This window comes from Saprospiraceae bacterium (genome assembly GCA_016713025.1).
In the GTDB taxonomy this organism is placed as follows: Bacteria; Bacteroidota; Bacteroidia; order Chitinophagales; family Saprospiraceae; genus OLB9.
Genome location: JADJPZ010000004.1, coordinates 2124650 through 2149234 on the forward strand (window position 1 = coordinate 2124650; position 24585 = coordinate 2149234).

General features: G+C 37.0%; 19 protein-coding genes and 2 pseudogenes. 13 read left to right on the forward strand and 8 right to left on the reverse strand.

Going from position 1 to position 24585, the window contains the following annotated elements:
• Positions 1–45: 45 nt before the first annotated feature.
• Positions 46–1479: a trypsin-like peptidase domain-containing protein gene (locus IPK35_15375; protein ID MBK8054600.1), complete on the reverse strand. Its 1434-nt coding sequence runs from the start codon at positions 1477–1479 to the stop codon at positions 46–48.
• A 139-nt stretch (positions 1480–1618) separates the two neighbouring features.
• Between IPK35_15375 and IPK35_15380 the strand changes: the two genes are divergently transcribed.
• From IPK35_15380 to IPK35_15425, 10 genes and pseudogenes are all read left to right on the forward strand, one after another.
• The gene (locus IPK35_15380) at positions 1619–2407 is read left to right on the forward strand and encodes a diaminopimelate epimerase (GenBank protein MBK8054601.1); all 789 of its coding nucleotides are present in this window, start codon (positions 1619–1621) and stop codon (positions 2405–2407) included.
• A gap of 665 nt (positions 2408–3072) precedes the next feature.
• The gene (locus tag IPK35_15385; GenBank protein ID MBK8054602.1) at positions 3073–4167 is read left to right on the forward strand and encodes a VWA domain-containing protein; all 1095 of its coding nucleotides are present in this window, start codon (positions 3073–3075) and stop codon (positions 4165–4167) included.
• 111 nt (positions 4168–4278) lie between these two features.
• Positions 4279–5322: an endonuclease/exonuclease/phosphatase family protein gene (locus tag IPK35_15390; GenBank protein MBK8054603.1), complete on the forward strand. Its 1044-nt coding sequence runs from the start codon at positions 4279–4281 to the stop codon at positions 5320–5322.
• 175 nt (positions 5323–5497) lie between these two features.
• Complete coding sequence (locus IPK35_15395; GenBank protein ID MBK8054604.1) at positions 5498–6601, forward strand: hypothetical protein; 1104 nt, start codon at positions 5498–5500, stop codon at positions 6599–6601.
• A 7-nt stretch (positions 6602–6608) separates the two neighbouring features.
• Positions 6609–7274, forward strand: coding sequence for an OmpA family protein (locus IPK35_15400; GenBank protein MBK8054605.1), 666 nt, complete (start codon positions 6609–6611; stop codon positions 7272–7274).
• An 11-nt stretch (positions 7275–7285) separates the two neighbouring features.
• Positions 7286–8490: pseudogene (locus IPK35_15405) on the forward strand (porin).
• 101 nt (positions 8491–8591) lie between these two features.
• Positions 8592–10391 (forward strand): family 10 glycosylhydrolase, encoded by a 1800-nt coding sequence (locus tag IPK35_15410; protein ID MBK8054606.1) that lies wholly within the window; start codon positions 8592–8594, stop codon positions 10389–10391.
• 553 nt (positions 10392–10944) lie between these two features.
• Positions 10945–11283, forward strand: a complete 339-nt coding sequence (locus IPK35_15415; protein ID MBK8054607.1) for a P-II family nitrogen regulator — start codon at positions 10945–10947, stop codon at positions 11281–11283.
• A gap of 35 nt (positions 11284–11318) precedes the next feature.
• A complete protein-coding gene (gene amt / locus IPK35_15420) occupies positions 11319–12566 on the forward strand; it encodes an ammonium transporter (protein MBK8054608.1) in 1248 nt (415 codons plus the stop codon).
• Between the two features lie 157 nt (positions 12567–12723).
• Positions 12724–13760 (forward strand): annotated as a pseudogene (locus IPK35_15425) (porin).
• Positions 13761–14112: 352 nt separating this feature from the next.
• Here IPK35_15425 and IPK35_15430 read toward each other — a convergent pair.
• Both IPK35_15430 and IPK35_15435 read right to left on the reverse strand, forming a co-directional pair.
• A complete protein-coding gene (locus IPK35_15430; protein MBK8054609.1) occupies positions 14113–15750 on the reverse strand; it encodes an ABC-F family ATP-binding cassette domain-containing protein in 1638 nt (545 codons plus the stop codon).
• A 583-nt stretch (positions 15751–16333) separates the two neighbouring features.
• Entirely contained in the window at positions 16334–17035 is a 702-nt protein-coding gene (locus IPK35_15435) for a CPBP family intramembrane metalloprotease (GenBank protein ID MBK8054610.1), read from the reverse strand.
• A gap of 123 nt (positions 17036–17158) precedes the next feature.
• On the opposite strand from IPK35_15435, the gene IPK35_15440 reads away from it, so the two are divergent.
• Positions 17159–18310 carry a glycosyltransferase family 4 protein gene (locus IPK35_15440; GenBank protein ID MBK8054611.1) on the forward strand — a complete coding sequence of 384 codons (1152 nt, stop codon included), beginning with the start codon at positions 17159–17161 and terminating at the stop codon, positions 18308–18310.
• On the opposite strand, the gene IPK35_15445 is transcribed toward IPK35_15440, so the two are convergent.
• The 5 genes from IPK35_15445 to IPK35_15465 all read right to left on the reverse strand — a co-directional run bounded on the left by IPK35_15445 (position 18307) and on the right by IPK35_15465 (position 21982).
• Positions 18307–19428 carry a DUF819 family protein gene (locus IPK35_15445; GenBank protein MBK8054612.1) on the reverse strand — a complete coding sequence of 374 codons (1122 nt, stop codon included), beginning with the start codon at positions 19426–19428 and terminating at the stop codon, positions 18307–18309. The two genes, IPK35_15440 and IPK35_15445, sit on opposite strands and share 4 nt — an antisense overlap.
• A 26-nt stretch (positions 19429–19454) precedes the next feature.
• On the reverse strand, positions 19455–20456 hold the full coding sequence (locus IPK35_15450) for a succinylglutamate desuccinylase/aspartoacylase family protein (GenBank protein ID MBK8054613.1): 1002 nt from the start codon (positions 20454–20456) through the stop codon (positions 19455–19457).
• A 176-nt stretch (positions 20457–20632) separates the two neighbouring features.
• Positions 20633–20977 carry a hypothetical protein gene (locus tag IPK35_15455; GenBank protein ID MBK8054614.1) on the reverse strand — a complete coding sequence of 115 codons (345 nt, stop codon included), beginning with the start codon at positions 20975–20977 and terminating at the stop codon, positions 20633–20635.
• Positions 20978–20995: 18 nt separating this feature from the next.
• Positions 20996–21550 (reverse strand): sigma-70 family RNA polymerase sigma factor, encoded by a 555-nt coding sequence (locus IPK35_15460; GenBank protein MBK8054615.1) that lies wholly within the window; start codon positions 21548–21550, stop codon positions 20996–20998.
• A 60-nt stretch (positions 21551–21610) separates the two neighbouring features.
• Entirely contained in the window at positions 21611–21982 is a 372-nt protein-coding gene (locus tag IPK35_15465; GenBank protein ID MBK8054616.1) for a VOC family protein, read from the reverse strand.
• Between the two features lie 194 nt (positions 21983–22176).
• On the opposite strand from IPK35_15465, the gene IPK35_15470 reads away from it, so the two are divergent.
• The gene (locus IPK35_15470) at positions 22177–23466 is read left to right on the forward strand and encodes an amino acid permease (protein ID MBK8054617.1); all 1290 of its coding nucleotides are present in this window, start codon (positions 22177–22179) and stop codon (positions 23464–23466) included.
• A 4-nt stretch (positions 23467–23470) separates the two neighbouring features.
• Positions 23471–24559: a Rieske 2Fe-2S domain-containing protein gene (locus IPK35_15475; protein MBK8054618.1), complete on the forward strand. Its 1089-nt coding sequence runs from the start codon at positions 23471–23473 to the stop codon at positions 24557–24559.
• The last annotated feature ends 26 nt before the right edge of the window (positions 24560–24585 follow it).

Below are 24585 nucleotides of genomic sequence, written 5' to 3' on the forward strand. Positions count from 1 at the left end.
ATAAACAGCATTGGGTTTCAATAAGGGGAAATTATCTCCAACTTTCTAAGGTACTACAAAAGTATAAGGGTACTCTCCTGGAAATTTGGGATAAAAACCCTCTAAAATGACGGATTTACCTTTGAAATCTTCTAATATTTTTCTAAATTGTGACATACCGGAAATCTTTACATTATTTATTTTGGTGATGATGTAGTCCGGTTCCATTTTTGTGTTTGCCACGATACTTCCGTTCCTGATACTTATTACTTTTACACCGCCAGGCGTGAATATCGCTTTTTCATAACTGTCCAATTCTCTGACTTCAATCCCAAGTTCCTTAAAAGCTCCATCAGCAGCAATTCCAATAAGATCGGTAGTATTTAGTTGATTTCTCAAAATAGGAAAAGCAGTTTTTTTATCTTTACTCCTGATATAGATGATTTGAAGTTTTTCTCCCGGCCTGTATTGACCCAAAATTTCCATAAATTCAGAAGTATTGTTTATTTTAACATTATTGACACTGATGATGACATCATTGGGACGAATACCTGCCTCATAAGCACCACCATCCTTGGTCACATGTGATATCAAAACCCCGGAAACTTCACTCAAGCTCATTTCTTCGGCCATTTTATTATCAATATTTTCGATATCCACACCCAACCAACCTCTTTGTACAGTGCCAAATTCTTTGAGGTCAGCCACTACTTTCCTGGCAAGGTTGGCTGGAATTGCAAAAGAAAAACCTTCATATCTTCCGGATTCACTCATAATAGCAGTAGAAACCCCAACCAGCAGGCCAGCCGTACTCACAAGAGCACCACCGCTGCTACCCGGATTAAAAGCTGCATCAGTTTGTATGAAAGATTCTATACCTTGATTTTCAAGCAGATTGATACTTCTGGCTTTTGCGCTTACAATACCGGCGGTAACTGATGATTGAAGTCTGAAAGGATTACCTACTGCCAGCACCCACTCTCCTATCCGTAACGAATCAGAATTACCAAAAGATAAAAAGTCTGCATTTTCCACTTCTATTTTTAATAAGGCAAGGTCAGTATTTTTATCTGCACCAATAAGTTTTGCCATGTATGTCCTGTTATCATTAAGGGTCACTTCGATCTTTGAAGCTGAATGGATAACATGCTGGTTTGTGACAATGTAACCATCGGAGCTTATAAGGACTCCCGATCCCGTACTGGAATAGTTTTGCAACACAATTTCATCCGGACGAATGATGGACTTAATAAAAACCACCGCTTTCCTGCTTGCCTCCGCAGCAGAGATAAAATCTGAAGGGTGAGATGATCTGAAAATCCGGTCCATTTTGTCAGAAAATACCCATTCATGCTCCGCCACCATTTTCGCTTGCTTTCTTACTTCATCCTCAGATGAGATATTTTTTACCACTCCAAAATGATATAAAGCAATAAGACAAAAAGTAACCGTCAGCGTCAAACTAAGTTGATAAAAAAAATATCTTCTGTCTATCTTCAATTTATATATTATATTTAATCAAAATATGATGCAAATATACATGTTTTGATATTTAAGTGTATAAAATATTATTACTTTTGAGTTTTAAAACATTGATTTAACGCACAATTGGAATTTTTGATATAAAATATTACAATCAATGAAATTGCATTTTCATAAATATCAGGGTACCGGTAATGATTTTATCATGGTGGATCAGAGAAATCAACAATATCTTCGTCATGATGATCATAAAAAAATCAGGCAGCTTTGTGACAGAAGGTTTGGAATAGGTGCAGATGGACTTATTCTACTTGAAAATGCTGCGGATACTGACTTCAGGATGATTTATTATAATGCAGATGGCAGACAAGGCTCCATGTGTGGTAATGGAGGCAGGTGTATATTAGCTTTTGCACATGCTTTGGGAGTTTTCAGAAAAGAATCTACATTTTCTGCTATAGATGGTGATCACCAAGGTAAAATAGATGAACGTGCTATAGTGAGCCTCCATATGCAAGATGTAAACCATATACAAAGATTTGACAATGATACTTATGAACTCAATACCGGTTCACCCCATTATGTGACTTTTTGTAATGAAATACCAACAAACATTGCGCTGGAAGGTGCCAAAATCAGGTACAATGAGACATATAAAAAAGAAGGCATCAACGTAAATTTTTCAAAAATCATCGATACTGCCATCACAGTTGCTACCTATGAAAGAGGTGTGGAAGATGAAACCTACTCCTGTGGTACCGGGGTTACGGCAGTGGCCCTCAGCTTCTCGTTAAAACAAAATTTACATGGAAAAAATATCATACAAATAACAACAAAAGGCGGTCATTTGAAAGTTGAATTTGAAAGAATTCTTGATAATCAATTTACAAATATCTGGCTGTCAGGACCTGCTGAAAAAGTGTATGAAGGGGAGATTTTGCTGTAACAGGCTCCAATTTTAAAATTGTAACTGGTTTACAAATGTGATGGTAATTCCTTTTGATGATAGATTCTAATTGACAATTCAAAATTTTAGCTTTTTTGCTAATTGAGCAAATTTTTTGATGTTTTTATATTGGTTTTCAAGATTTATATTAGTCATTTTCAAATCTCAACTTTAAGGTAGGATGAAAAAAAAGCGTGGCCGTTCCGGTACGCGGAGCGATTTAGCGGAACTAGACTTTTTTGTTTACTTTTTTTCTGAGTAAGCATTCCAAAGGAATATGGGAGAGCAAAAGATGAAAAAAAGTATAACTGAACGAACCTTACAGGTGATGCATGACAATGCATCAAGTGAAGGCACCCGACAGGGATAGGAAGCGCGGACTGCCTGAAAGGCAGTTAAACTTGAGCGACAAAGCCAAGTAAATGAAGATTGTCCAATTATTACGCTCGAATCAAATTTAAGCTTGTCTTTTTCATTGACATCAATATAGAAATAACTGTGCAAAATGTTGCACATACAGACTTCATTATAAACAATATACATGTTTAACTAGGAGTATTTTGAGTTTAATTATTAAGTTAACAAAGTAGAAGTAGAATCATTTTACCTCTATTATTTAAACTTAATGTTATTACGACTGTTTTCAGGTCTAATCGTATAGCTTTATGATAGGATGGCAATTCAGTGATTTTCAAGCAGATGATAATGATGATCCTTTTGAAAGATTATTTAAAATCTTCAAAGATCTTTTGGTACATACTTCAGGAGATGTATCAGAAGCATTGGCATGGTTGACTGAACTTGACAAGCACTACAAGCTTACAGATAAAAACTATGGTATTGCAGATTTTATAAAGGATCTGGAAGAAAAAGGTTATATATCTCAAGGAGGAAAAGCTAATTTTGCTGACCATCATCCTACTGCTAAAATGGAATTGGCACTACGCAGACAAGCCTTGGATGATATATTTGATCAGCTTAAAAAATCAAAACAAGGAAATCATACTACTAAGCTCACAGGACAAGGAGATGAGATTACTTCAGAGCTCAGACCATTTGTATTTGGTGATACTCCTGAAAATATTGCACTATCTGAAACAATAAAAAATGCCCAAATCAATCATGGGATCGAAGATTTCAAATTGACAGAAGACGATTTACAAATCCATGAGACATACTACAAAAGCCAGACAAGTACTGTACTCATGATTGATATATCCCACTCTATGATACTATATGGGGAGGATAGAATCACACCAGCCAAAAAAGTGGCGATGGCACTCTCAGAGTTGATCATCTCCAGGTATCCGAAAGACACACTCGACATCATTGTATTCGGAGATGATGCCTGGGCTATTGAAATCAAAGATCTACCTTATCTTCAGGTGGGACCATATCATACCAACACAGTGGCCGGTCTGGAACTGGCTATGGAAATCCTCAGAAAACGAAAAAATCCAAATAAGCAGATCATGATGATCACGGATGGAAAACCGACATGCATCAAAAAAGGAAAACAATACTATAAAAACAGCTTTGGTCTTGATCGAAAAATACTCACACGCACATTGGGCCTGGCTGCGAGCTGCAGGAAAATAAATATTCCCATAACCACATTTATGATTGCACGAGATCCATATCTGGTCAATTTTGTGGATCAGTTTACCAAAGCCAATAACGGAAAAGCTTTCTATTCTTCCCTCGAAGGACTTGGTGAGTTTATTTTTATGGACTACAAACAAAAGCGAAGGAAAAACTGATTCTTTCCCTTTTTTAAATGAAAAGAAATTCTAAATTTGTTTTGATCAATTGGTAATTTCTGGGTCAATTCAGGTGTTAATTTATACCTTTGTGTATAATATAATTTTTGAATGAAAATCCTTATTTTAATAGCAGGCTGCACATTGGTTCTTTTTAATCCTTTTTATGCCCAGGATGCCGGCAAATATAAAATAGTGAGTATTGGCTTTTACAATCTTGAAAACCTCTTTGATACAGTGGATGATACCTTGATCAATGATGAAGAGTTTTTGCCCGAAGGTGCAAGGTCATGGACTACAGAAAGATATCAGGAAAAACTTACAAACATGGCTTATGTGATATCACAGATAGGGTTGCCGGATGTTGCCGCAGGTTTGTCTGTATTAGGAGTATCAGAAATAGAAAATCGTAAAGTGCTTGAGGATTTAGTCATGCAGCCAGCCATCAAAAACAGAAATTATCAAATTGTCCATTATGATTCTCCCGATGGACGCGGAGTGGATGTAGGTTTGCTTTATAATCCGTCACATTTCACGCCGGTTTATAGCCGCCCTATACCTCTCATTAATTACAGTGAAGGTCAGGTTCAAAAAACAAGAGATGTGCTATATGTGAAAGGTGTTTTAGATTCTGATACATTGCATATTTTGGTCAATCATTGGCCCTCAAGAAGTGGCGGTGAAGCAAGGACTGCCCCATACAGAAATAATGGTGCAAAACTTTGCAGAAAAATTGTGGATTCTCTATTTGTTCATGATTCCGAATCCAGAGTTTTGATTATGGGGGACCTCAATGATGATCCCACCAATGAGAGTATCAAATCACACCTCAGAGCCGTCTCAAATATCAAAGACATCAGAAAATCGGGCTTATTTAATCCATATGAAGACTATTTTCGCAGAGGTCAGGGATCCAATGCTTACAGAGATGCCTGGAGTTTGTTTGATCAAATCATTCTCAGCCGTGGATTTACAGGCAAAAAGTCTTTCGGTTATCAATACTTCAAAGCTAATATATTTAATAAAAAATTTCTGGTGCAGCCTTCAGGACAATATAAAGGCTACCCATTACGGACTTTCGCAGGTGATACTTATCAGGGCGGATATAGTGACCACTTTCCTGCTTATATATACCTGACAAAAGAATTCAAATGAAATGAGCATAAGTAGTAACACATGCCCGACAAACGTGTTCAGACGGATACAAACAGTGATGATTATTTTAATGCGAAACGAGAGTTCGATAACACCATAGATGGAGATAAATTATCAATTCTATCAGGCATCTTTAAACAGACATTCAGAGAATGCCAATTAAAAAAATAAACAGATGAATTCAAATTATTTCAATACCATTTTAGTTCTTTGTGCCTTCCTGCTCCACTCGCTGGTAGCCATACCTCAAAATTCAGCTGAAAAGATCAAAATCAAAGCTCTGTTTTTGACCGAATCTGACAGTAGAATTCGGAATATTAAAATCCTTGATGATGAGTTCATCTGGATAGCTTCGTCCGGCGGATTAATACAAGCTGACAAAAATGGTCATTTCATAAAATTGCATTTCGAAAATTCTGAAATTGTAGATATCATTTCGGACAATAAAGGAACTATTTGGGTTGCATCTTTAAACTCTCTTTTCAGTTTAAATGACGGTCAGGAATATGCTCTGGATCATCCGACAGCAACTATTAAAGGCATCACCTACATCAAAGGCAGCATATGGATAGGTAGCAATGCCGGTTTGTTTCAATTCAATACCGTATCAACAAAGTACAAGCTACATGATACCAAAAATTCAAAACTTGCCAGCAATCAAATCAATTTTGTCCATGCAGACCGACATCATATTTTATGGGTAGGTACATCAAAAGGATATATTCGAATAGAAAATGACAAATGGGAACTACAGGATAAAAATTACCAAATGCTGGCAACATGTGAAAATGATGAAGGGCAATGGATTGCCACACAGGAAGATATGTTTCTTGTCAATAAGTTCAATAGATTATTTCCTGTAAAGCTTGAAAAAGATCAATATAAAGGTCGGATAAATAGTTTTGTGATAGACTCTAAGGGAAAGATTTATATTGCATCAGACATCTTGTCATGTTATGATCCTTATAAAGAAAAAGTGGAAAATTTTTCAGATGACGCTTCCATTTTAAGTAAAGCGGCGCTTAGCTTGGGTTGTGACAAAAAAGACAATATTTGGGTTGGAACAGATGGTGCCGGGCTTTATAATCTAATATTTGAAGAAACTGAAGACCAGCAATTGTATAGTACTTGCATCATCCTGGCACCCATCAAATGTTTTGGAGATAAAAATGGGTCAATGAAAGTAAGCGTAAATGGTGGAAAACCACCCTACCGGTACTTATGGGAAAATGGCGAGACGACGGACGTAATCAAAAAATCTGTCATCCGGAACATTTAGTGTCACAGTGGATGATCATGAAGGCAAGACAACTACTGCGACAGGAAGACTTTCAGAACCAAAGTTAATTGTTATTACAAATACAGAAAGTTCACAAGTCAATAATCCTTCGAAACCGGATGGAAAAATTGCCATTAGTGTAAATGGTGGAACGAGCCCCTATCAATTCTATTGGTCCAACAATCAGAAAACAAAAAATATAAATGGACTATCTGCCGGACTATACACTATTACTGTAACAGATAAAAATGGTTGCTCCAACAAGGGTGATTTCTTGGTGAAAAGAGAAAAATACATTCCTGATCTGGAAATCTCTAAGGTAACAGTGGGTCAAAAACTAAGGATCAATGAACTAAACTTTAAGGCCGATTCTTCCAACATCACAAGTGAAAACTATGATATTCTTGACGAAGTATATATGTTTCTCAATGCAAATAAATCCGTAATTGTAGAAATAGGCGGGCACACCAACACAATACCACCTCATGAATATTGCGATCAGCTGTCTTCGGCAAGAGCCAAAGGAATAGCTGATTACCTCATAAAAAGAGGGATTGATATAAAAAGGGTCAGCTCCAAAGGATATGGCAAAAGGGAACCGCTGACCGATAGCGAGTCACTTCAGGGAAGGCAAAGAAATCAAAGGGTTGAAATCAAAATTCTTCAAATATAATTCATATGATTATGAATCTAAAAACAGGAGTTCTTTTCTTATTTTTTTATATTTTAGTAAGCTATCCATTAACGTACTCTCAGAAACAAAGAGACGTTGATATCAGTAATCTCCCCTATTACAATTTTGGAAAAGGTGTAGGACTCACTTCACCTGACAGCCTTTTTCAGTTCAACATCAGGTTCAGGATGCAAAACAGATTTAGTTTTATCCAAAATGATGGTAGGGAAGCTGCCATTGACGGTCAGATAAGAAGGTTGAGATTGAGGTTTGATGGATTTGTCGGTAGTCCTGCATTTCTGTATGTCTTACAGTTATCATTTGCTCCGGGAGATGTAGGCGAAATTGAAGCAGGAGAAAATCTTAATATCATAAGGGATGCCGTAGTTTATTACAGAGCATCCCCAAAGTGGAATTTTGGTTTTGGGCAAACCAAGTTGCCGGGCAACAGACAGCGAGTCAATAGCAGTGGGGCGTTGCAACTATCAGACAGAACCATCAGCAATTCCAGATTCAATATCGACAGGGATTTCGGATTTTTATCAATATGATCAATGAATATCAGGATCAATTTTCCTGGAATATAAAATCTGCATTAACCACAGGTGACGGAAGGAATTTTACAAAGTCACCGGACAATGGTCTCGCCTATACCGGTAAAGTAGAATTACTCCCATTTGGCAGATTTACCAAAGATGGAGTCTTTTTTGAAGGTGATATCATCAGAGAGAAAAAACCAAAACTTATGCTATCAGCTGCTTACCATTTTAATCATAAAGCAAAGAGACAGGCAGGAGTATTGGGGGATGACCTATTTCAGCCAAGGGATTTGAAATCTTTATTAGTTGACGCTATTTTTAAATACAAAGGCTTTGCATTCATGTCCAGTTATATGAGTCGTGATGTAACAGATCCAATATTACGGGACATAACAGGTACAACCTATATTTATAAAGGGCATGGCATAGATTTTCAATCCAGCTATTTTATAACTAAAAATTGGGAAATCATAGGGCGTATGTCAAAAGTAACACCTTCCACTGAAATTAAATCAGCATTTCCTGTCCATCAACAATATACATTGGGATTCACAAAGTACATATGGGAGCATGCTTTCAAAATCCAGCTGGAAGCCAACCTGGATCGATTATCACATCATAATGGTGAAACAAAAAACAATATTTATACTAGGCTTCAAATTGAAATGGGGATATAGGGAGGGAAAGCTAACTCATTTGTGTAAAACAGGCATATTGTATTCCAAAACACTTTGAATTAGAATCTTTTTTGTATTTTTATGTGTCGAAACAAAAAAAAATGAAATTTATTCTTCTATCTCTTGTTTTTATAATTTCATTGCAAGATTCAATTGCTCAACCAAAAAGAGAAATGCGGGCCGTTTGGATAGCCCATGTCAACAACATTGATTTTCCGTCGTCAGCAAATTTGACAGAAAGCCAACAAAAATCTCAGTTCATATCGATTCTGGATGACTTTGCCAAAAACAACATCAATGCGGCCATCGTTCAGATCAGAACAAACTGTGATGCCTCATACCCAAGCGAACTTGAACCATGGTCTGCTTTCTGGGCAGGCAAACAGGGAACTGGCCCAGGATACGATCCATTAAAATTTATGATAGAGGAATGCCACAAAAGGAATATTGAATTTCATGCATGGTTCAACCCATACAGAGCAGCTCCATCACTTTCTACCTTTGCAGCAGATAATCATATACGCAAAAGACAACCACAATGGATTATGTCTTACAATGGTCTTCAATTGCTTGACCCGGCCATACCAGAAGTAAGAGAATTTGTAACTCAGGTCATTCTGGATGTGGTTCAGAAGTACGATATTGATGCTGTACATTTTGATGACTACTTTTATCCATATCCTGTTACACGTGTTACTTTGAATGATGAAGCTTCATTTTCTGTATATAATCGTGGATTTACCAATAGAGCGGACTGGCGAAGAGACAATATCAACCTGCTGATCAAAATGATGAGTGAAAATATTAAAAAAGTGAAGCCTTGGGTAAAGTTTGGAATTTCACCATTTGGTATTTGGAAGAATAAATCAGCAAGTCAACCTGATGCATCGGATACAAAAGGACTTGAAGCTTTTCATAGTATATATGCTGACTCCAAAAAATGGATTCAGGAAGGATGGGTGGATTATCTTGCTCCGCAAGTATATTGGTCCATCGGATTTTCGATAGCCAATTTTGGTGTTCTTGTGCCATGGTGGGCTGAAAATAAAGGTAACTACAACAGACATTTGTATATCGGGCATGCCGCGTACAGGATCAACAGCGGAGGGACAGACCCAAACTGGGCTAAACCTTCAGAAATGCCACAACAAATCAATTTTACCCGCAATGTCACCGGTGTAAATGGTTCCATCTTTTACAATACTACATCATTTAGAAATAATTTGCTGGGATTTAATGATTCTCTACAAAGCAACCAATATAAAACAAAAGCATTTGTCCCAACCATGCCATGGATAGATTCTGTTCCACCAGCTATAGTTACAGGTCTTAAGATCGAAAAAATAAGTAATGGTTACGAATTGAAATGGGATGCCCAACCAAACAATCAATCTGAATTGGACAAGGTGAAATATTATGCTATTTATAGAAGTCCCGAAGTCAACCCTCCCTTAAGCCATGACAATTCACATCTTATAGCTGTGTTAAGGCATGACGCAATCCAGTTTGCAGATCAATTCGTACCTGATGGCAAATACTTATATAGCGTTACAGCTTTTGACCGATTGCACAATGAAAGTGTTCCGGCAAGTATATCATCTACCATCCCGTCAAAGACCAAAGATCTGTTACAAAAAATTGTAGAAATCTCCCCACCCTATCCTAACCCATTTTCAGATGTGATCAGTGTAAAATATTATATGAAGTCACCTTCTGAAGTGAAAATACATTTGTATGATAATACAGGAAAAATCGTGGCTGAATTGGACAATACCTACTCTCAGATTGGATGGCATGAGTTATCGTATGACGGAAAACACTTGTTACCAGGCATATATTACGTAGTATTAACTGCTTCTGATGGGCACACAACTAAAAAAGTGATCAAATCAGGGTTTTAGTATTTCGTTATATTATTAATGGGTCCCTACCGCATTAAATTAGAAAACGTTTTATTTTTTGTTCTTTTGCCAATCTGCACCGTCATAAAGTAAAGAAGAAGTTTGCAAAATCGTATGAACCAAAATAAGGGTTTCAAGTAAACACCCAAACAAAGTTACTGATGGTAAATTAAATCTAGGTTTCTACTATTGCACAATTCAATGATTTCTAAAAACAAAACTATGAACATAAATGTGAATTGCGTTTTTCAAATTGAAAGAAAAATATATTAAAAACTATTATTTTTTTACAACACCCCATTTTTTTATGGGGTATTGTAAATTATTTATCAATTATTATTCTATACACCCTTATTTTTTGCCCTATTTACCAAAATTATTTATTGTTTTAATAAAACACAAAATCTTAAGATAAATTCCTGTCTATAAGAACATTGGACTAAAAATTTCATATTTGGATATCACATTTTTTACAATTATCGATTTATAAGGGCAAAGTGCTGCATGTACATTTGTGTCAAATTTATTATTTCACAACTAAAGTTTTACATAAATGAAGAAATTAGAAGCAATTGTCAGATCTTCAAAATTTGAAACTGTAAAAAATGAGCTCGCAAAAATAGGGATCAATTTTTTTACATTTTTTGAAGTAAAAGGATATGGAAGACAAGCCTCAGAGCACGTAGTGTACAGAGGCGCAGAATATGATATAGGTTATATCGCCAGGATAAAAATCGAATTGATCGCGGAAGATGCAAACGTCAAAAAGATCGCTGAAACTATAAGAAATGCTGCCAATACCGGAGAAATCGGAGATGGAAAAATATTTATCACTCCCATAGAAGAAATTATATCTATCCGAACCGGAAACATCAATGAATCGGCTCTTTAAAATCAAAAAATTTACATCACAAAAAAATAGAAATCATGACAGAATCAACATTTATTACAAATAACTTATGGATACTGATAGCCACTACGATGGTTTTCATTATGCATTTAGGATTTGCCACTTTAGAGGCCGGATTGGCTCAGCAAAAAAACACTGTAAATATTTTATTTAAAAATGTTATCATCGTTTGTATTGGCCTATTGACATATTATGCGGTAGGATTTAATTTAATGTACCCTGGCAGCGATTATGCCGGAGGAATATTTGGCTTCTCTGGATTTGGCCTTACCCTTCCTGAAGGGGCAGCCGGTCTCCAGGAGTATGCATCAGGAAAATACACTTATTATACAGACTTTATATTTCAGGCAATGTTTGCTGCTACTTGCGCCACCATCGTTTCAGGTGCTGTAGCAGAACGGATCAAATTAATGCCATTTCTGGTGTTTGTTTTTTTATTTGTTTCCATCTCGTACCCGATCACCGGAATGTGGAAGTGGGGAGGCGGATGGCTCAATGAGCTAGGATTTATAGATTTTGCAGGTTCATCATTGGTACACAGTGTTGGTGGTTGGGGTGCATTGGCAGGGATAATGGTTCTAGGAGCCCGGAAAGGAAAATATACAGAAAAAGGAATCAGACCCATACCTGGCCACAATATGCCTCTAGCTACCATAGGTGCTATGTTGCTTTGGTTTGGATGGTTTGGATTTAATGGCGGTTCAGTACTATCAGCCGATCCGGGAGCAGTATCTTTGGTCTTTGTTACGACATGTCTTGGTGCGGCTTCGGGTGCCATCGGAACATTTGTAGTATCTTATGTTAAATTTAAATCTCTTGACCACTCGATGGTTTTAAATGGTCTTCTTGGTGGTTTAGTTGGTATTACAGCTGGAGCTGATGGGTTTACCCCAGGAGGAGCTATAATAGTAGGCCTAATTGCAGGTGCCATTATTCCATTTGCAGTTGTTTTCTTTGACAAACTTAAACTTGATGATCCTGTAGGTGCTACTTCCGTTCATCTTGTTTGTGGCATTTGGGGCACGCTGGCTGTGGGCATATTTGGTACGGGAAGTTTTGTCACTCAACTTATTGGAGTAGCTGCCATTGGTGCTTTCACTTTTGTATTTGCTTTTGTTCTTTTCTTTGTTATCAATAAAACAGCAGGACTGAGAGTGGATGACGATATGGAAAGAAGAGGCCTTGATGTGACAGAGCACGAAATGAGCGCCTACCAAAATATTGAAAGAGGAAATTTTGCACTTGCAACATCAGAAATATTATAAATAAAAAACCCTCAAAAATTGGAGTTTTTGAGGGCACTTAAGCACGAAGAAGTCTTGCATGCTCAGTTTCGAATGACAAAATTAGCTGATACCAGGCTATTTCGCAAGACTTCTTTGGATTTTTAAATCAATTTTTTAACTTATTAAATCTAAAGAAATGAAAAACATTTTAACTCTTCTTTTCGCAATCGTTTGTTTACCAGCTTATTGTCAAATCAAAATCGATTCTTTTTTTACCCTTTCAGGATCAGCAGATACCTACTTCAGAACGAATTTTAATACAACCAACGATGCATCCAATGAAGGCACATTGGCCCCACCAACATCCTTTGCCAATCTACCGGGGTTTTCCTTGGGTATGTTTAATCTGATAGGCAAATATGAAACAGCAAAATCCGGATTTGTAGCAGATTTGGTTTTTGGCCCCAGAGGAAAAGACGCAGTTTTCAACTCCTCAGGATCACTGAATATCGTCAATCAGGCCTATGCCTATTACAAACCAATAGATAAAATGATGATTACCCTTGGAAAATTTAATACCTTCGTTGGTTATGAAGTGATTTCACCTGTAGGTAATTTTAATTATTCAACATCATATTTGTTTTCATATGGTCCGTTCAATCATGCAGGACTAAAAGTCAACTATGACTTGGGCGGAGGATTTGGTGTCATGGCTGGAGTATTCAACCAAACAGACTATACCGACTTCAATCCCAATGGCAATTTTTTGACAGGTGGTCAATTGTCTTATAGTTTTGACAAAGGTGCTGTATATTTAAACGTATTGGCAGACAAGGGTTTCTTACAGCTTGATTTCACTGGGATGTACAATCTTACGGATAAAGCAAAAATTGGTCTTAATGCCACCAATGTCAGTGATAATTTCTATGGCACAGCATTATATCTCAATTACAAAACTTCTGATGTATTATCTCTGGGATTAAGGTCAGAATATTTTAAAGACAATGGTATCGGCATATTAAATCCATCTGAGACAACCATCAATAAAAATGAAGTCATGGACCTGACTCTTTCAGCCAATATTACTTTAGGTCATCTTCGCATCATCCCTGAATTCAGAACAGACCTGTTTTCAACAGATTTAATTACACCTGATGCCAAAAAGGTGCTACTTCTGATAAACTTTCTTCATTTTTAGTGGCTGCGGTGTATAGTTTTAAAGTATTTTTATAGATACTTTGACTGACTTTAATATTTTATACTCTGTAAAAAAACTCATTTATTAAGTCACCAATTAAAAACTGGAGTTCCAACCCAGTTTTTTTTTGTTGGCACTCATTGTTTCCATTTTCTTGATTTCTATGATATAAAAAAATTGTTGACCAAAAATATTCAAATTCTTTCTGGGCTATCAGTTATACTAAAAAGAAAATTGAATGTCATATTTTAAAACCATATTTAATTGATTTACAAAATATTATGCTTCTTTTTTTTTTGGAGGAATACTTATTAAGGACTAAACAAAGTCCTATTGAGAAAAGGCATATTTTTTTAACAAAATCTTTAATAAAAGGTAAAAAGAGCATTATACCTTCTTTTCTATCTCCTTTAGATTTTCCATCCTGCTTCTGATCAGGAAGTCATCTATGGTCTCAAAATGTTCGATCACTCTTTTGTTTTTGAATTCAAACACTTTTTCAGCGAGCCCTTGTAGAAAATCCCTGTCATGAGATACAAGGATCAATGTGCCGTCAAAAGCAAGTAGCGCATCTTTTAATACGTCTTTTGACCTTATGTCCAGGTGATTGGTAGGTTCATCCAGAATGAGGAGATTTACAGGCTCGAGCAGTAGTTTGACCATTGCCAATCTGGTCCTTTCACCACCTGAAAGCATGCTCACTTTTTTGTCGATATCATCTCCTGAAAACATGAAGCAACCAAGCAATGTCTTGATTTGTGTGCGGATCTCACCTTCTGCCACTTCGTCCACTGTCTGGAAAACAGTCAAATTACCGTCCAGCAGTGATGCCTGATTTTGAGCAAAATATCCCACTTTGACATTATGTCCCAGCGCACATTTGCCGGTAAAATCTATTTGCCCCATCATGGCTTTGATCATGGTGGACTTTCCCTCTCCATTTCTCCCCACGAATGCTACTTTTTGACCTCGTTCTATAGTCATGGATGCATTCTCAAAAACAATATGATCTCCGTAACTTTTGGATAGATGATCGACAATCACAGGATAGTCGCCTGACCTTGGAGCAGGAGGGAATTTGAGTTTCAATGAGGAAGTATCCACTTCATCGATCTCTATGATAGTCATTTTTTCCAGCATCCTCTCTACAGAATTCACCTGATTGGCTTTGGAATAGGTGCCTCTGAATCTTTCGATAAATTCTTTACTTTCGGCAATAGTCTTTTGCTGCTCTTTGTAAGCACGGATCTGAGCCACCCGACGGTCTTCCCTAAGTTGAAGATAGTGGCTGTAATTGGCACGGTAGTCATAAATTCTGCCCATAGTGACTTCTATGGTTCTGTTGGTGATGTTGTCAATGAAAGCTTTATCATGAGAAATCACCATCACTGCTTTGGCCTTGTGGATGAGAAAGTTTTCAAGCCATACAACCGATTCTATATCAATATGGTTTGTGGGCTCATCGAGGAGGATAAGGTCCGGTTTTTTAAGAAGAATTTTGGCGAGTTCGATACGCATCCTCCATCCACCACTAAATTCATTTGTTGGCCTGGTAAAATCATCGCGTTCAAATCCCAAACCCAAAAGCGTTTTTTCTACCTCAGCATCGTAATTAATGTCTTCAAGCGAGTAAAATTTTTCGCCCAGTTCTGATGACTCTTCGATGAGTTTCATGTATTCGTCAGAGTCATAATCCGTTCTGGTTTCCAGTTGTTGATTGATGAATGCCATCCTGTCTCTTACTGTAAAAATCTGATCAAAAGCTTTGAGTGCTTCTTCAAAAACTGTACAATGATCTTCAGTCAGCAAATGCTGGGGCAGATAGGCAATCACACCATCTTTCGGACATCGTACATTTCCTCTTGTGGGTTTTTGGACTCCGGCAATGATTTTCATCATGGTAGATTTGCCTGCCCCATTTTTGCCCATCAGGGCGATTTTGTCGTTTTCATTGATTACAAATGAAATATCACTAAACAAGGTTTTTCCACTGAACTCAACTGCAAGACTATCTACTGAAATAATACATCTAAAATTTAAAAAGGCCGCAAAAGTAAAAAAAATGCCGGAGTTTTGGTAAAATATCTTAAACTTGTGTGTATAACAAACTGCACAAATTCAAATTTTCTTCCTCGCTACCCTCAATCCCAAGCATAGCTTGGCAGGCTCTGAAGAGCCTGTCAAGCTGCGCTTGAGACGACCTGCCCAATTTAACCATGTTTTTACCTTTTATTAAAAAAAACACTGAAAAAGTGCAATTCCATCTAACTCACCATAACACCTTGATTATCAATTATGAAAACCCCCGCTATTGGGGTGTATCTCAAAATTGCACTATATGATATAATTTTTAAGTTTCTAATTTAGTGTATTATCTTAGTAGTTAAGAGTTAAAGGGTGGGTCGTCCCTTTAGGGAATGAGGGTAGCGGGCAGTTTAAACAATTTTAGTGCAAAAATGGGAAACCCCAGCTATTGTAATATATTTTTGATATATAGGCTTGTTTCTTTCGGAGGACAAGTTAGCATCAAATTTCTTTATTAGAGAAAATAACTTCTATTTTGTTAAACACTCCTTAAATTTTGTGATGTGTGTGACGGTATTAAGAATTAATCATCGGTTGTTGCTTCTGAAGAAAATACTCCCGCCAAGCCTGAGATGAGGTCAATAAAAACGTGAATAAAAATCACTATTATCAGTGATCCTGAAACTAAGAATATACCGCCGAACAACATGGAGATAATAAAGATTTTCAACACTGCCCACCATCCCTGATATAAGTGACTGACTGAAAAGACCACCGCAGGAATGATTATGGCTATCCACATTCCGTAAGCTAAATCAACTGTAAAATGTGCAATATATGTCACCAAAAAACCCCTGAAGACAATTTCCTCGCAAATACCGGCTGAAAAAGCCAGGAAAGTATATGGCTTGAACTCTTCCCAGTTGAGAGGTATGATATATTGCATTTCTTCTATCCTGTCTTTGAAATAGGATTTATTAAAATAGCCATAAGCTAAATCGCCTATGTAAAATGCCAGTATCACCAAACTTAAAATCCAAACCAAAGGATCAGGCTGAATCCAATCAAAACCCAGTGCAGACCAAGGCTTTTTACTGATATTCCAGGAAGTAATAACAAGTAAAGCCCCGATAAAAAGCATGAGACCGTTGCTGTAAAACAAATGTTTTTTGGGTGGTAGAGATTCTATCAGTTCCGGGGACATCTTTTGAGACCTGACTGACATGACCGGTATAATCACCAGAATGAGTATTGCAAATATATGATCAAACCAATTGAATTCCACTGACCTCTTTTTTTGTTACGGCGGGTCAAAGGTAAAAATTTCAACCGGAAAATTATCATTTAGTACGATAGTGCCTGGATCATCAATGAAAATCCTATTTTTGTGATCGTATAATACATCTGGATGGATACTGAACAAAGATCATTAATTCTGGCTTTTGATGCTAAGCGTCTATTTAACAATTTTACGGGACTGGGTAATTATTCACGTACTTTATTGAAAAACCTGCAATATTTTTATCCCCAAAATGAGTACCATCTGTTTACTCCAAAAATCACAAAAAACAAAGAGACAGAATTTTTTATTGATCATTCCGCATTTACTGTGCATACACCGGAAAGATTCAGCCCATTTTGGCGTACCTACGGCATGTCGGAACAAATCAATGCATTAAAACCTGATATTTTTCATGGCTTGAGTCATGAAATTCCATTTGGAATAAATAACAATGTAGTAAAGATAGTCACTTTTCACGATCTTATTTATGAGAAGTATCCCGAACAGTTCAATTGGCTGGACTTAAAGATGTACAAGTGGAAATACCGAATGTCTGCAAAAAGAGCTGATCATATCATTGCCATCAGTAAAAGTACAAAAGATGACTTAGTTGCTCTTTATGATATTCCTGCTGAGAAAATATCTGTGGTCTATCAATCCTGTAATGAAGTTTTTCAAATTGATGATGTTCAGGATTTTACACCTGATGGCGTCCTGAAAAAACAATCGCCTTATTACCTTTATGTCGGTTCCATCATCGAGAGAAAAGGTTTATTACAGACAGTCATCGCGTACGCCGGATTGCCTCAAACATATAGAAAACCATTTATCATAGTAGGTGGCGGTGATAAAGACTATATCAAAAAAGTAAAAGACTTGATTAAATACTATCAGCTGGAACCTGATTTTCATTTTATAAGTGGAATTCCAAATCAGGAATTGGTGACATTATATGATCATTGTTATGCTTTAGTGTATCCTTCTGTTTATGAAGGATTTGGAATACCCATCATTGAGTGTTTGTTCAGAGGCAAACCAGTGATTACATCCGATATCTCATCTATGCCTGAAGCAGCAGGAAACGGAGCTTTGCTGATCAATCCTTTTTCGCCCGAAAGCATTTCAAATGCCATGATTCACTTACATGATGAAAAGACGTACAAAAATCTGACCACTCAAGGTTGGCAACATGTGGTTTCCCATTTTTCATCAGATATTACAGCGCATGAGATGATGGAAATGTATCATAGTTTGAATAATAAAATTGACCAAGTCTAAAACCACATCCCTACCAACCAAATAGTACACAATCCCCAAAAAGTACCTGTGGCCATGCTTAAAACCGCGAGAATGATAGCATGTGGCATCATTTTTTTGTCATAGGTAGCAGTGACTGCCGGAGCAGTAGCAATGCCCCCTACATTGGCCATACTTCCTATTGCTACCCAAGCCATATTGGTCTTTAATCTCCAGGCCACAAAAACCGTAAACAAAAAATGACCGGATATCCAAGTACATAATATCAGAATCAACTGAACATTCATTGAGAGGTTATCAAATTTTAATTTTAAGCCCAGAATGGCCATAATAGTCATAATCAATATGGAAGCTACCTGCAATGCAAAATTTTTATTCCAACCTATCCAAAAATTTCCGATCATCAAGCCTGTCAATGACAGTACAATAATCTGGGTAATAAATGGCAAATTCAACACATAATTCATAGCAGTAATCAGAGCCATTACAAGCAATATCCAGCCGCCTCCTAAATGATTTGAGGTAGTGATGTTTATTTTTTCCAGGTTTTCTTTTGCAGTAATTCCCAACCGATTATTAATAACGTCAGAACGTTTTATAAACTGAAACATTATGATTGTCCATATATTGACCATCAAATTGTCAAAAATGAGAATGGATAGAAAAACATTTTCAGGGCATTCGACGGCTTCTTTTAAAACCAATTGGCTGATACTGCCACCTATCCAGCTGCCAATGACCGTTATAAGTCCTTTCCACTGATCTCCGGCATTCAACCACTCAGAAATGTATGGTACGAACTTACCAATTATAAAAAGTAAGACAGGAAAGAGTGCAATAAAAAAAGAACCGCTGATGAAAACCACCAGAGGTTTCCATCCAATACTTTTGAGTTCTTTGAGCGACATGCTGCTCATAACAATCAGAATGGTAAATGGTATCAATGCATTTCTGCTGATTTTGTGGATGATATGATCGTCAAAATTCAGACCTGCAAAGTTGCAAATGAAAGCAGGAATGATATATGCCATCAAAATGGCAGGTAACCAATCTAGCAGCGTTTTAATGGCAATATTTTTGCTTACAGACAGCATGCGTATCACCAGAATAGTAAATACTACTATGGTCAGGGGCCAAATCATTTCCATAAATGAAATATGCTCCATCAATACTTACCAATGTGAATGATTCTTGCACCCTGTGGTGCCACAGGATTGTTGCTCTTTCCTATGACAATTCCGTCGTAGGGGCATAAATATTCCCGAATGATATCACCAAAGGGATTGCGTAGAGTGGCAATCTTTTGCCCCTTTTTCAGTTTTTGAGTTAATTCCACTTCTACTTCGAGATATCCTCCTGTATCTGTATATATCCATGAAGATGACTTACATATTACTGCATCTTTAGACGTTTCAATTGTGCCAGGTATCATCTTAAGCCATTTAAGCGCATTATTGACTCCAATAACACCGCGGTTTATCATATCTTGCTGATATACCTGAGGATTACCATACTCAACAGTAATGGTTTTAACTCCCTTTTCCACCGATGCCGCCCTTGATGTTTGACCACTTCCACTTCCGAAACTAGGTTGACCCACATTGTCCACTATAATATCGGCATATTGCAGCACTGCAAGTTTGGCTAAAGTGTCATCTTTCATATCTGCCCTGGCGTAGTAACAATTTTCGCGTCCGAAACTCGCTGTATGCATATCAATATTGATGTCCATGTGTGAAATCAATTTATTCAGAATAGTGTACACCCTTTGCTCTGATTCGCTGCCATTTCCTTTGCCGGGAAAAATTCGGTTAAGGTCTTCGCCATCCGAAAATCGCCTGTCGTTCATGACAATACTTTCAGGATTGATACCAGGAATACCTATAACTATACCTTTTAAAGTCTTCGGATCAATACTTCCCATCACTTTTTGTATTACAGGAATTCCATTGAGTTCATTACCATGGATGGCCGCGGTAAGTCCTATCACCGGTCCCAAGCCGTCACCTTTGAGTACCATTACCGGCACCAAAACAGGTCTGCCAAAAGGATCCGTACCTACTTCATACCACAATTTTGAAAGAGCATGTGCAGGGAGATTTTTCAAATTTAATTCATTTACAATGAGAATCTCAGATTTTTGGGAATGTACTTCATTGATGTACATGATCAAAAAGAAAGTAATGAAAATGATCTTACACTTTATAATTGTGGATGTCATAACAAATTTTTAGGGATTTGTTATGTAAAGGTAAACTGTTGCAGGAAAAACCTTATGTTTTTAAAGAAAATAAATAAAATTTGTACTCTGAAACAACCTAACAGCGAAATTAAACGAAGAACTTACATTTCTACATTACTTCCCATCTTCTGGTAAGCAGCTTTTAATGTATGGAGTTGTGCGATGTCGTATATACCTTGTTCTTGTTTTTGGTCTAAATCAGATAAACTGAATGGTACATAGTCAGAGGTCAAAGTAGCATCACTGTTTGTATTTATAGAATAACTAAACACCGAAACCATGCCAAAAATCGTAACCATCACTGCAGCATATGAAAAGTATTTGTATAGCCGGATTTTTTTCTGTGATCTGTGTTTTTCCAATCGGGACTCCAGTCGAAACCAAGCGGTCTCGGGAGTTGACGCCTTATATTCTCTTGCTGCTATTTTCATTTTTTCTGCTTTCATCGTGTTCATAACTTTACATTATTGTATTAATCTATTGATCGGATTTGCTTTTTTTTTGAGAATTTCATGTACTCGCTTTTTTGCCAATATCAGCTGAGATTTTGATGTATTGATACTGATACCTAGCATTTCTGCTATTTCCCTATGTTTGTAATCTTCAAAAACAAACAAATTGAATACAGTACGGTATCCCACAGGCAATTCGTCCAAAATCTTTATGATGTCTTCGGCCGTAATATCATCATCATCTGCCAATTCATCCTCAGCAATGTCTTTTGCCGGGATTTCTACAGTCATATGCAGATTGGTTTTCTTTCTCAAAAACATCAGTGATTCATTGACCATGACTTTGCGCATCCATCCTTCAAAACTACCTTCACCTTTGTAGGCATCTATTTTGGTCAATACTTTAAAAAAAGCTTCGATAAATATATCCTCAGCGTCCTGATGATTTTTGACATATCTCAGACAAACACCATACATCTGATCTTTGTACATATTGTACAAGGTTTTTTGTGCTTCTGGGTCTTCCCTCTTGCAATTGTTGATGATATGTTCCAATTGACCGGACACGAACTCTTTTAATAGTTAAGATGCCAATTATATTATTTTGGTGTGTAGTAACTTCAAAAATTATCTGGGCTGATCCATCAGAATATTATTTCCATCAGGATCTGTCAATGTGATATGTGCCGGTCCCGCAGTAGTGGCATCTGCTTCTGATGTCAAATGAATACCGCAGTTTTTCAGATGTGCCTGTATAGTTCTTACGTCATCAAAGGGATCAACATTTTGTGCATTTTCATCCCATCCTGGATTGAAGGTGATGACATTGCCTTCAAACATGCCTTCAAACAAACCGACGATGGCATTTCCATTTTTCAGAATCAGCCACTTCTGATCGATGTTTTCTCCTAATTTTTCAAAACCAAGATTTGTATAAAATGCATTGGATGCTTGAATATCTTTTACTGCCAGGCTTATGGAAAAAGCCCCAAGTTTAATGTTGGTCATAATTCAAATACTTTAGATAACAAATATAAACCAATTTGTCAAATGTAAATGGCTTTTTTGTTTTTCAAAACAAATTATTTGTTGCACCTCATTTGTAACGAATTTATTTTAGTTATTTCATTGATAATTCAATCATTATTGTAGTTTTGATAAAGATAACATATTTTATAAAAAATGATCCATCCATGAATCAGAAGCCTGATAAAAAAATCGGCCTTATTTACAGCATTTCCCTGGTTATAGGTAATATGATCGGTTCCGGTATTTTTTTGCTTCCGGCATCACTTGCTGTGTATGGAAATATCAGTTTGCTGGGATGGATTTTTTCATTTTTAGGGGCAATGATACTTTCAGTCATTTTTGGAAATTTATCTAAACTTGTGCCTTCAGCAGCTGGAGGCCCCTATGAATACACCAAACAAATTTTTGGCCCATTTCCAGCCTATTTGGTGGCCTGGTGCTACTGGGCTTCCATTTGGTTTGGCAATGCAGCTATTGTGGTGGCCTTGCTTGGATATTTGGGTGTTTTCATTCCGATACTTAAAGAAAATGTTGTAGCCGCCATTTGCACTGGTTGGTTTTTTATCTGGCTGTTTACTTGGGTTAATACCAGAAATATCCGATTTGTTGGCAATGTACAGTTGCTGACAACGATCCTAAAAGTCATTCCCTTGTTGTTTATTGGTGTAGTGGGTATTTTTTATATTGACTATAATAAAGTGAATCTTGCTTTTGAATGGAACTTCTCTCATCTGACGGCGGCTGTAACTTTAACGTTTTTTGCTTTTCAGGGTATAGAAAGTGCAACCATCACAAGTGACCAGGTGGATGGTGACGAATCTACAGTAAAAAAGGCAACTATCTTAGGAACCCTGATCACATCCTTTATTTATATGATTGGCTCTTTTGTAGTCATGGCTTTACTCGGAACGGAAGTGCTGAAAACATCGACTTCACCATTTGCTGATGCGTCGAGTTTATTCTTAGGGCCCTGGGCCAAATACATCGTAGCTGCAGGTGCAGTTTTTTCAACGCTTGGAGCACTCAATGGCTGGATATTGCTTCAGGGTCATATACCTATGGCAGCGGCCCAGGACAGACTTTTTCCACCTGTCTTTGGCATCAAAAATCAAGAAGGATCACCAGCTCGGGGCATCATCATTACCAGCATTATAACTTCTTTGCTTATGCTATTAAATTATATAAATGGTTTGGTTTCGCTGTTTACTAATATGATAACTTTATCGACCCTTGCAGTGATAGTACCCTATCTGTCTTCAGTTGCCGCTTACTTTGTCGTTGCAAATAAAAATAAATATCTTACAGAAAAATCCAAAATATTTCTACCTTTGACAGCTTTTCTCTTTCTGTTTTGGGTCATATCAGGAACCGGATGGGAAACGATTTTTTACGGTTTGAGTTTTATTTTGGCGGGTGTAATATTTTACTATACCACCCTTAAATACAGAGTATAACAGCATGCAATTCAATTTTTATATAGACCCCGATATTACTAAAGCTGAGACTCTACCCGGCTGGTTTTATCATGATACAGCAGTCTTTGAAGCCATTAAAGAAAAAGTATTTGTCAAGACCTGGCAATGGATAGGAAATGGTGATCAGGTAGATTTGCCTGAAATGGCAAGTCCTTTTACCTTACTTGAAGGTTTTCTTAATGAATCCATGCTACTTATTAGAAATGGCAATGATCAGCTCCATTGTATGTCCAATGTGTGTACCCATCGCGGTAACCAGGTTGTAGAACATGCGGGCAAATACAAAAATCTGATGTGCCTTTATCACGGAAGGAGATTTGCGTTGGATGGAACTTATAAGATGATGCCGGAATTTAAAAACACTCAAAACTTTCCCAGACCGTGTGATCATTTACACCAATTCCCTTTATATCAGTGGGGACCTTTTTTATTTACCGGCATTTTTCCTGATTTTGATTTTGAACAAATAGCTGAAATAATAAATCAGCGAATAGGATTTTTACCATTACATGAGTTCAGATTTCAACCTTCATTAAGTAAAGATTATCTGGTCAACGCTCATTGGGCATTGTATTGTGACAACTACCTTGAAGGATTTCATATCCCTTTTGTGCATCAGGATTTAAATGCCGTTTTGGACTATGGTCAATATACTACTGAAATTTACGATCATTGCAATTTGCAGATCGGATCTGCAAATGATGGCGAAGAAATTTTTAATCTTCCATCAGGTCACATTGACTATGGTAAAAAAATAGGAGCGTATTATTATTGGGTTTTTCCCAATATGATGTTTAATTTTTATCCATGGGGACTTTCGGTAAATATCATAAAACCTATCAACAAAGACAAAACCAAAGTTTCATTTCTCACTTACATATGGGATGAGAGTAAGTTACATTCAGGGGCAGGCGCTATGTTGGATAAAGTAGAACGTGAAGACGAATATGTCGTAGAAAATGTACACAAGGGGCTTAGGTCCAGAGTGTATACAACTGGTCGATTTTCTCCTACCAAAGAACAGGGTACTCATCATTTTCACAGACTTCTGGCTGAATATTTAAAAAAATAAAACCTATTATTCTGTTTATCTTCATT